This is a genomic window from Corynebacterium sp. (assembly GCF_030826625.1).
In the GTDB taxonomy this organism is placed as follows: domain Bacteria; phylum Actinomycetota; class Actinomycetes; order Mycobacteriales; family Mycobacteriaceae; genus Corynebacterium.
In genome coordinates this window covers 1-9,849 of sequence record NZ_JAPJNQ010000078.1, presented here as the reverse complement: position 1 = coordinate 9,849, position 9,849 = coordinate 1, and the positions used below count along the sequence as shown (strand labels likewise).

The following is a 9,849-nucleotide window of genomic DNA, read 5'->3' as shown; positions in this document are numbered from 1 at the left end:
GTGTAGCAGCTCTCCAGAACGGGACCAGCCGCGAAGAGCTTCGCGACCAGGGCTTGACCGCCGCGGTTATCGATGCCAGCTTCGATATCACTCCCGGCGAAGTATTCGTCGTCATGGGCTTATCCGGCAGCGGTAAATCTACGCTGATTCGCATGGTCAATGGGCTGCACCCAGCGACGGCCGGTGAACTTATGCTGGATGGTCGGCTCATCACCGATATGGCAGAATCCGAGCTTCGCGCGGTACGGCGCAACAACATCTCGATGGTATTTCAAAATTTTGCATTGTTGCCACACCGGAGCGTCGGAGAAAATGCAGCATACGGCTTGGAAATAAGAGGGATCAACAAATCTGAACGTGAAGCCAAAGCCAACGAAGCACTGCGCATGGTCGGCTTAGAAGGCTGGGCCCACTACCGTCCAGATGAGCTTTCGGGAGGGATGAAACAACGAGTCGGGCTTGCCCGAGCACTAGCGAATGACACCAATATCTTATTAATGGATGAGGCATTTTCCGCCTTAGACCCACTAATCAGAAAAGAAATGCAAGACCACCTGCTGCATCTGCAGCGAGAGCTCGGCAAAACAGTCCTGTTTATCACCCACGATCTCAACGAAGCGATGCGTCTCGGTGATCGGATTGCCATGATGCGTGACGGACGTATCGAACAAATCGGTACTGCCGGCGAGATCTTGCGCAAACCAACCAATGACTACGTTGCGCAATTCATTCAGGACATTGATCGTTCCCGTGTGTTGGTTGCCGGTGACATTTGCAGGCAGCCCTCAGAAGGCGAAGATGCATTCGTCGAAAGCCTCACTGTCAACGATGGCAGTGCACACGGTGGTGGTGCCGTCGTGCCAACGAATACGCCGATAGGACAACTATTCGCTCGCTCTGCACACAACGTGCAACCGCTCGTCGTCAAGCAAGACAACGGCGAGATACAAGGCATAATTACTCAGGCAGACCTGCTGGCAGCGGCGGCGAGCGAACCACGATTCAGTGAAGCAGAAACTAGCCACAAGGGTGGACGCTAATGGCGACGAGTGAAGAATTGATTCCACGCATTCCACTGGGCAGCTGGGGCGATGATGCCCTGATGTGGTTACGTGAGAATGCATCGTTTGTTTTTGAGGTGTTTTCTACAATCACCCGGTTTTTAGTGGAAGGGCTAGCCGACGGTCTGAAAGCGATACCAGCCTTCGTGTTGCTGATCATTTTCGCGTTGGCAGGCTGGCTGCTTCGCTCCGGGCGTTTGGCCATTGGTGTCACATTGACTTTTCTGCTTGTGATGGGCATGCGTCAATGGGAACAAATGCTCGACACGATGGCGTTGGTAATCATAGCCACCCTGGTCGCGGTCGTCATTGCAATCCCGGTTGGTATTTGGGCGGCGAAAAACGACCGGGTTTCTGCACTCGTGCGCCCAATCTTGGACTTTATGCAAACCATGCCGGCTTTTGTTTACCTGCTGCCAGCAGTGATGTTCTTTTCCATTGGCGTGGTTCCCGGAACCTTTTCAACGATTATTTTCGCGCTCGCGCCCGGAGTGCGGATGACCGAACTTGGTATTCGCCACGTAGACGCTGAAACCGTGGAAGCAGGGCGTTCTTATGGTGCAACTGATCGACAGATCCTACGCGGTATTGAACTACCACTGGCGATGCCGTCGATTATGGCGGGCATCAACCAAATCATCATGTTGTCGCTATCGATGGCCGTGATCGCAGGAATGGTCGGTGCGGATGGCCTCGGAAAAGAGGTTGTTTCTGCAATTTCCACCTTGAATCTTGCGCAAGGCTTGGAAGCTGGTTTAGCAGTGGTAATTCTTGCAGTCTTCCTCGACCGACTCACAGCTGCTCTTGGTAATCCTGGAGACTATCCGTCGTCGTTGCTGGCCCGCTGGCGCAAAAACCGACGTAATAAATATAAAACTAGTCAGCAGCCAGCCGCGGTCTAGCTGGAAAGCGCAGTTCAGTCGTAATTACCGTAATCTGCTCCTCGCTGCTTCAAAGCACCCAGAAGGTCCGTTATGAACTCACGGTGCTGGTCACTACAATGACAACCCGTGAGCATGCGCAACGAGAATAGGGAAAATACTACCGAAATGCGGCAATCAGCGATTGATGTGACTACCAATGGTGCTGGCGAGTTCAATGCTGATCGCCCACGCACCTATGAAGTGCGCACATTCGGCTGCCAAATGAACGTGCATGACTCGGAGCGATTGGCCGGCCTATTAGAAGATGCTGGCTATGTATCCGCGGCAGAGTATGGTGCTAACAGCGGCTCTGATAACTCGGAACAAGCTCCGGTGGAGCCCGACCTCATCGTGTTCAACACCTGTGCGGTGCGCGAAAACGCTGACCAACGCTTGTACGGCACCCTAGGTAATTTGAAAAAGACGAAACAAAACCACCCTGGCATGCAGATTGCCGTGGGCGGATGTTTGGCACAAAAAGACAAAGATGCTGTCCTGGATAACGCCCCGTGGGTGGATGCCGTGTTCGGCACTCATAACATGGGGTCGCTGCCGACATTGCTAGAACGTGCACGCCACAACGAGCAAGCACAGGTAGAAATCGTTGATGCGTTGGAAGATTTTCCGTCCGTCTTGCCAGCCAAACGCGAATCGGCCTATTCCGGTTGGGTTTCGATTTCCGTCGGTTGCAATAACACCTGCACGTTCTGCATTGTGCCCTCACTACGAGGCAAAGAAATTGACCGTCGTCCTGGCGATATCCTTGCTGAAGTCAAAGCTCTCGTTGAACAAGGAGTGAGTGAAGTCACTCTTCTGGGGCAAAACGTCAACGCCTATGGAGTTAACTTTGTTGACCCAGATCTCAAGCGGGATCGCAGCGCGTTTTCTAAATTATTGGCGGCTTGTGCGCAGATCGAAGGCCTGGATCGCTTGCGTTTTACCAGCCCACACCCAGCAGAATTTACTAGTGATGTCATCGACGTTATGGCACAGTACCCGGTGATTTGCCCACAGTTACACATGCCGCTGCAGTCTGGCTCAGATAAGGTGCTCAAAGATATGCGGCGTTCCTACCGCACCAAAAAATTCATGCGCATCGTTGATGAGGCACGCGAAAAAATTCCGGGAGCTGCGATTACTACCGACATCATCATGGGCTTTCCGGGCGAGACAGAAGAAGATTTCCAAGGCACCATGGACATCGTTAGGCGCGCTCGCTTTTCTTCAGCGTTCACTTTCCAATATTCACCGCGCCCGGGCACTCCCGCTGCCGACATGGAACAGCAAGTGCCGAAAGAGATCGTGCAAGACCGCTTTGAGCGCCTCGTTGCTTTGCAAGACGAGATCATGCTGGAAGACAATCAGGCGCTTATCGGTAGTGACGTCGAACTGCTGGTGCAAGCCGGTGGCGGTCGCAAAAATGACAAGACGAACCGCCTATCCGGACGAGCCCGCGATGGCCGGTTGGTGCACTTCGATCCTCGGGGGAATCTCGACGGCGAGATTCGTCCCGGCGATGTCGTGGTTACGACGGTGACAGCAGCAAAGCCATACTTCCTGATTGCTGATGGAGGTGTCAGTCAGCATCGTCGTACGAAAGCTGGCGATATGTCGAGCGCAGGAAAAACCCCAAGTACAGCACCCGTGGGGGTGAGCTTGGGCTTGCCGACGATTGCAGCGCGCAGCAATTAAACGGTTCGCCAATAGTAGAGCGACGCACAAGCTAGCGATTAATAAGCAAGCGATGAACAAGGCTGCGACGCACAAGATTACGCCCAAAGCAATGATGCCCCTTTAGCTACTACCATCAATTCTATGACTACTACGCCTCCGTCGGAACCAGCACAGACGAATCCCCAACGTTCGGCAGCGGAATCAGCGGTTGCTGAAAAGCACGCTGCCCGCACCATGTCGTTGGGCAAAGCTGCGTATCCATTAGCCACCGCCGTTCTGGCTTACCTGGCATTTCTAGTCTTGCCGTATGCCGGTAGCGCCCGCGGTTACGAGGTGCTTGTTGGCACCAGTGATGTCACCACCACCATCGAACAGATTTATGCGGTGCTGCTCACGATCGGCATCGGTGCGGCAACTAGCATCGTGCTGGTTACGCGATTTGCACCGGTAGGTTTAATTGGTTGGATGTGCGTGACGGTAGCGCTGCCATATTCACTTTTTTCATTGTGGGTCCGCCACACTGGACCACAAGACGGCACGAGCGATGCGCATTCGATCGGAATGTATATCGGAATGGCCGGGGCTGTCCTCGCCTTCGGTGCATATTGTGTGGTTGCCCTTAAGCGCAACCCGCAGCAGCGAGTAGCCGCTCAGCGACGTGCCGAATCCACCAGCATTGATGATATTGCGCGGTTGCAAAAAGAATCGGGCATGGAAGTTCAGCACAACGATTATGATTCGAATCCCTTGTTCATCGATGATCGACGTCGTCGAGCAGGTTCACGCTCACAACGAGAGCACTAACAGCGTGCAAGCGGTTTTTCCCAGGTTGAACTGCAACTGAGCTCGCTGGCTGCTAAATCGTGATAGATTGCGCGCATATAGCCAGGTTGTTCTGGGATGGAACCATAAACGCGCTCAACGGTAGGCCAGTGCTCACGGACTGCGTGCAAAGCAAGAGCTTTTAATCCGGAAGCTAGGCCGCGGTTACGATAATGGCGGGCAGTCACCGTCAATGTCCATTCGGCAACCGCTGGGTCGGAGCCGAGGTGTCGGGCAACTTCCGTCAAGGCGCAGATTTCATCGCTGTGCTGGTCGATGAGGGCAGCCAGTAACGTGGTTCCACCACGAGCCCGCAAACGTTGTGCCGCTTGTTCCATGCGTGTTGGCGTCCACTCGATCGGCGCGAGCTCGAGGCCTCCGCTGGGCACGTCGGTCGAAGCAATTGTCAACAATGAGCGAACTTGTGATGCGTAGGTTTCCGGAATTCCGTAATCCAGCCACGTGTCAACCTTGTAGGGTTGATTGGGAGACAGTGGTGCTGTGAGTTCTCGGCTTCGATCCCGAGTGACCGGAGTGTAGGCCTGCACATGGGCCAAATACTTTTGGTAGCCCCGTTGAGATATCGCCGCATAAAACGGATCCGAGCTGGCCGGTTGGTCAGCTGCGTGGTGCAGCGTGACCTGTGCGCGAGTGCGACCTAACTTGGTTGCAATCTTTTCTGCTTCTGCCACTAATTTCGTTGTGACCTCGTTGGTTTCTGCACTCGCTGGTTCACCTGGAAGGGGCAGTAGCTCGATATCTAGCACGCACTCGATCTCAGCGACGTCAGTATCTTCCAACAACGGCAAAGTCAGGTGAACGAAGCCGGCAAATGATGGTGCACCACCCGGCCAGGCATGCCCGCGGAGCCCACATTGGCGGGGGTTGTCCGTCGAGCTGATCAGTGGATAACCCAGCTCGGAAACCTCGGCGAGAGGAGTGCTGGCGCACATCGCGAAGAGGTAAGTGGCCGATTCAGACGAACCCGCCAGCTGCGAGACCACCCGTTCTGGGGCGGCCGAAGCCGCTGGATCTTGTGTGGCATCTTGGGCGGCAACGTTAGCAGCCAGTACGAAATCGCGGACCTCGTCGCTGGGTGCTAATCGCGATTTAGCTTCAGCTTCCGCCCCAGGCCTGGTTCGATCGCGTAGTGGCGTAGAAAATTGGACGAATTCCATAGGGAGTGGCAACAGTTCGTGGAGAGGGGATAGGCCGAGAAAGAGTCACAGCGGTAAACGGCGAATAGTGAGCGGCGAACGGCAAAACTCGCAAGTGCTAAAACTAGCGATTAGTCCTGTGAGTCGACGGCCATGCGAACCCATTCTTGCCATTGCTCGGCCTGCGCACGTAGAGACTGCGCCTGCGTCGCTTTTCCGGCTTCCTGAGCGACTTGCGCCTGGGACAATAAGTCATCGACTTTGGCTTGGAATTGCGCTACACGGGCTTGTGCTTCGGGATCAGTTCGCTTCCATTCGGCTGCCTCAGCCTCCGCGACGCGGGCTTCTATCGTGGCGATTTTGTCTTCATATTCGCCTACTTGTGCTTTTGGTACAAAGCCGATCTCGTCCCATTGTTCCTGTAACTCGCGCAGTTTTTCCCGAGCTGCAGCAATGCCTTTCGACGGGTCAATCACCGCGTCATAGCGGGCCAAAAGAGCATCTTTGCGGGCCGCATTTTCTGCAAATTCTTCGTCCTTTTCTGCCTGCGCTGCATCGCGGGCACCGAAAAACTGATCTTGTGCGCCACGGAACCGAGCCCACAAAGCATCATCGGCGCTACGGGGAGCGCGTCCGGCGGCTTTCCACTCGCGCATAAGGTCACGGTAAGCGCCAGCGGTGCGCGACCAATCGGTGGAGCTTTGCAAGGCCTCAGCCTTTTCCACTAAGGCTTCTTTCGTCTTCTGTGCTTGGGCACGTTGCTTATCGAGTTCCGCAAAGTGTGCTCCACGGCGACGGTGGAAAGAGTCACGAGCGCGTGAAAAACGCTTCCATAATTCATCATCAGTGGCTTGATCCAGCCCCTTGATCGACTTCCACTCCTGCAGCATCGCCCGCAAACGGTCACCAGAAGCTTTCCATTCGGAAGAGTTATCGGCAATTTCTTCGGCTTCGGCGACCAGCTGGGTTTTTGCTTGTTTGGCGTGAACAGCTCGCTGTTCCTGATCGCGTCGCGCCTGTTCTGCAGCATCGTCGCAACGATCAATGATCTGCGCCAACCGTTTCGCAAGTGCGGGCAGATCTCCGACCACTGTGGCGTCGTCAAGTCCGGCGCGCTGGGCCTTGGCGGACCGGGCGATATCAGAGGCATCTTGTGGGTGCGCGCGTAAACGAGTTTCGAGCACTTCCGCCTGGGTGGCGAGCTCGTCGAATTTCGCCCCGAAGTGGGCTAGCCCTGCAGCATGGCTACCAGCTTGCCAGGAACCCACCACGCGCTTGTCTCCGCTAAGCACGCTGGTCAAATAGACTGTGCCATCGTCGGTAATATAGCCATGATCGCTCGGAGTTGAGGCTATCGGCGCAGAAACTGGTACCGGAGTGGGGGTTGATGCGGTCATTCCGGTGGCACGCGCGCCAGCCGGTCGGGCCTGTGGGCGTGGGCCTGGTTTCGGCATGGATGCGGGAGATGGTTTGGGGCTCGGGGTGTGCTGGTGTGTCAATGTTGCTCGTCCTCGAAGCTGCTTGTTGTCGAATGTTCGGGAACAGAAATAAACTGGTTCAGGTTCACCTATCTGTGGTTCAAACTTACCCGGTTGGCGTTGTCGCTGTCATTCGGGGTTGCGGTTGCAAGGCGTTTATAACAAGAGACACCGACGATACCGAGCCCGTCGACTAGACCAGTTAGGCTAGAGCCCGTGAGCACGAAACAAACAACCACACAATCCCCGGCAGGCCGTTGTCAGCTCTGCGTGGTGCCCACCAGCCCTGCTCTGGTTGCAGAGTTGTCTCCGGCTGATGCAGCAAGTTCAGAGATTCGCGACCAAGTACGGCAGCTGTTGCGCGAACGAATTGAGACTACCCAGCCTGATGCGTATCCGGTGAATGAAATTGTGCTGGTGGGGTCGCAGGCTGAAGGCTGGCGCACCGAACATCGAGGCAGCTTGCGTGCGTGGGGTGCTACCGACGTCCAGCTTGCCGACGGCTACTACCTGGCAGAAATTGTTCTGCGCTACCTGTGCGCTGACTTTGAATCGCTCATCACCGCCAGCTATGCCTCTTTGGATGAGTTGCATTCACATCCGGTGCAGCCGGGGACGCTGGTCTTGCTAGGGATTGATGGCAGCGCAGGGCTTGGCCCGCGCGCACCGTTGGCTGAGCTTCCTGACGCACCACAGGCCGACCGTTGGGCACGGTGGTTGCTCGGTGCCTGCACAGAGCTTGCCGACGCGGCTGCTAAACCGGAACATCAGCTGCCTGATGAACAGCTGCCTGGTGAGGAAGGCAGCAAACACGCGCAACCGCTGTTGCCAGCGCAGCCAAGCCACCAACAGCTGCACGATGCTGGAATTTGGGAACCTGAGCTCTGGCTCGAACTCGCCGAACTCAATGCACGGGGAGCGCTCACCGATATGGACCTGCTACACGCCGATACCAGCCATGGCGTCGCCCGCTACATCGCAACGGGCAATATGGACCTGGATTCCGCAACCAGCACCGAGGCCGATGTGATGAAGTCTGTAAGCGAACGAAAGAAATTATGACTGCTGAATTAATTCCACCGGCTTCGTCGACTAGCGCGCCAGATTTGCCCACTAGTCGCGGAGCGTGCCGCCCCATTGCGGTAGTTGGGCCGACCGGGGCAGGAAAATCTGATCTTGGCTTGGCGCTCGCGCATCATTTTGTTGGGGAAGTCGTCAACGTCGATTCCATGCAGCTCTACCGAGGTATGGACATCGGAACCGCCAAGCTTTCTCTCGCAGAACGTGAAGGGGTGAGGCATCACCAGCTTGATGTCCTCGAGGTAACCGATACCGCATCAGTTGCTGCCTACCAACGCGACGCCGTCGCCGATGTCAATGACATCATCGCCCGTGGTAAAACCCCAATTATTGTGGGCGGATCCATGATGTACGCTCAAGCCTTGCTTGATCAATGGGAATTTCCCCCGACGCAACCGGAGGTGCGCGACAAATACTACGCAAGGCAAGAACGACTCGGAACTCAGGCGTTGCATCGGGAACTAGCACAGATCGACCCTGAGGCGGCCAAGATCATTGAAGAAAACGATCCGCGTCGTATCGTGCGAGCCCTAGAAGTCATCGAACTGACCTCTAAACCATTTCGTGCCAGCCAGCCCGATAAGACAGCAGCCTACCGGTGGGATGCTCACGTATTCGGTTTGCGTGCAGACCCCGACTGGTATGCCGACCGCATCAAGCTGCGTACCCAGAAAATGTTTCAGCAGGGGCTCGTCGATGAAGTCCGGCATTTGCAGCAAGCAGGGCTCGTTGCTGACTCCACGGCTGGCCGCGCGATTGGCTACGCACAGGTTCTGGCGCATCTTGATGGCGAACTCAGTCGAGAAGAAGCCGAAGAAAAAACTTTTATCGCCACCCGGCAATACGCCAGACGGCAGCGTTCCTGGTTTCGCCGCGATAAACGCATTACCTGGTTGGATGCCGCCAATGACCCCTTTGCGCAGGCGATGGAGTATTTGCAGGAATTGCAATAGTTTTGTCGCCGCTGCGCAGTCGAGCACGTTTTGTCGCGGCTGCGCAGTCGAGCACGTTTTGTCGCGGCTGCGCAGTCGGGCACTAGGTGTGCAAGGCCTCTCGTTGAACAGGTATTGCGTAAAATCGTCTTGCGATAACGTTGCATTGCGTCAACGTTGCATTGCGTAAACTAGGAAGCCGTGAACTTCCAGATTGATTTTGCTAAAGGGCACGGAACCCATAACGACTTCGTCATCATCGATGACCCCAATGGGCAACGCGACTTAACCGCTGAACAAGTCCGCGCACTCTGCGATCGCACCGGGGGAATCGGCGCCGATGGGGTGCTTCGCGTGGTACGAACTGAACACGTAGCAGCGCAGATTCCTCAAGCTGCAGACTCAACCGCCACCTGGTTTATGGACTACCGCAACGCCGATGGTTCGGTTGCTGAAATGTGTGGAAACGGCACCAGGGTATTTGCACACTGGCTACATCGCCAGGGATACGAAACCACGAGCCGGTTTAGTATTGCTACCCGTGCTGGGGATAAAGCGATCACGGTTGCTGCGACTGATGAGAATGGAAAGGCGCCGGATAGCCACCAAGCAGTCGTCAGTGTTGAGATGGGGCTCGCCGAAGTCACCGGCTTGTCGACGGCGCAGGTAGGACGTGAGAAGTTCGCCGGCCTCGCGGTGGATGTAGGAAACCCCCATCTAGC

9 protein-coding genes are annotated in these 9,849 nt (G+C 55.7%); 7 read left to right on the top strand and 2 right to left on the bottom strand.

Annotation, left to right across the window (positions count from 1 at the left end; all coding sequences use genetic code 11):
* The 4 genes from RCH87_RS08905 to RCH87_RS08890 form a co-directional block, all read left to right on the top strand.
* Positions 1-1,040: glycine betaine/L-proline ABC transporter ATP-binding protein (locus RCH87_RS08905; protein WP_306516348.1), on the top strand; the 1,040-nt coding region annotated here is incomplete at its 5' end.
* Positions 1,040-1,963 (top strand): proline/glycine betaine ABC transporter permease, encoded by a 924-nt coding sequence (locus tag RCH87_RS08900; RefSeq protein ID WP_306516347.1) that lies wholly within the window; start codon positions 1,040-1,042, stop codon positions 1,961-1,963. The genes RCH87_RS08905 and RCH87_RS08900, both read left to right, overlap by 1 nt.
* Positions 1,964-2,077: 114 nt before the next feature.
* Positions 2,078-3,676 (top strand): tRNA (N6-isopentenyl adenosine(37)-C2)-methylthiotransferase MiaB, encoded by a 1,599-nt coding sequence (miaB, locus tag RCH87_RS08895; protein ID WP_373690966.1) that lies wholly within the window; start codon positions 2,078-2,080, stop codon positions 3,674-3,676.
* 123 nt (positions 3,677-3,799) lie between these two features.
* Complete coding sequence (locus tag RCH87_RS08890) at positions 3,800-4,462, top strand: hypothetical protein (RefSeq protein WP_306516346.1); 663 nt, start codon at positions 3,800-3,802, stop codon at positions 4,460-4,462.
* Here RCH87_RS08890 and RCH87_RS08885 read toward each other — a convergent pair.
* Positions 4,459-5,658 (bottom strand): GNAT family acetyltransferase, encoded by a 1,200-nt coding sequence (locus RCH87_RS08885; protein ID WP_306516345.1) that lies wholly within the window; start codon positions 5,656-5,658, stop codon positions 4,459-4,461. The genes RCH87_RS08890 and RCH87_RS08885 overlap by 4 nt on opposite strands.
* 110 nt (positions 5,659-5,768) lie before the next feature.
* Entirely contained in the window at positions 5,769-7,091 is a 1,323-nt protein-coding gene (locus RCH87_RS08880) for a DUF349 domain-containing protein (RefSeq protein ID WP_306516344.1), read from the bottom strand.
* 240 nt (positions 7,092-7,331) lie between these two features.
* Here RCH87_RS08880 and RCH87_RS08875 point away from each other — a divergent pair, with 240 nt between their 5' ends.
* The 3 genes from RCH87_RS08875 to dapF all read left to right on the top strand — a co-directional run.
* Positions 7,332-8,177, top strand: a complete 846-nt coding sequence (locus RCH87_RS08875) for a hypothetical protein (protein WP_306516343.1) — start codon at positions 7,332-7,334, stop codon at positions 8,175-8,177.
* A complete protein-coding gene (gene miaA / locus RCH87_RS08870; RefSeq protein WP_306516342.1) occupies positions 8,174-9,148 on the top strand; it encodes a tRNA (adenosine(37)-N6)-dimethylallyltransferase MiaA in 975 nt (324 codons plus the stop codon). Before RCH87_RS08875 ends, miaA begins: the two co-directional genes overlap by 4 nt.
* A 180-nt stretch (positions 9,149-9,328) precedes the next feature.
* Positions 9,329-9,849, top strand: a 521-nt coding sequence (dapF, locus tag RCH87_RS08865; protein WP_306516341.1) for a diaminopimelate epimerase, incomplete at its 3' end; no start/stop codon positions are given.

Excerpts from the sequence above, each read along its gene's own strand:
- miaA (WP_306516342.1), top strand. The coding sequence starts at position 8,174 with ATGACTGCTGAATTAATTCCACCGGCTTCGTCGACTAGCGCGCCAGAT.
- RCH87_RS08885 (WP_306516345.1), bottom strand. The coding sequence starts at position 5,658 with ATGGAATTCGTCCAATTTTCTACGCCACTACGCGATCGAACCAGGCCT.
- RCH87_RS08900 (WP_306516347.1), top strand. The coding sequence starts at position 1,040 with ATGGCGACGAGTGAAGAATTGATTCCACGCATTCCACTGGGCAGCTGG.
- RCH87_RS08880 (WP_306516344.1), bottom strand. The coding sequence starts at position 7,091 with ATGCCGAAACCAGGCCCACGCCCACAGGCCCGACCGGCTGGCGCGCGT.
- miaB (WP_373690966.1), top strand. The coding sequence starts at position 2,078 with ATGCGCAACGAGAATAGGGAAAATACTACCGAAATGCGGCAATCAGCG.
- RCH87_RS08890 (WP_306516346.1), top strand. The coding sequence starts at position 3,800 with ATGACTACTACGCCTCCGTCGGAACCAGCACAGACGAATCCCCAACGT.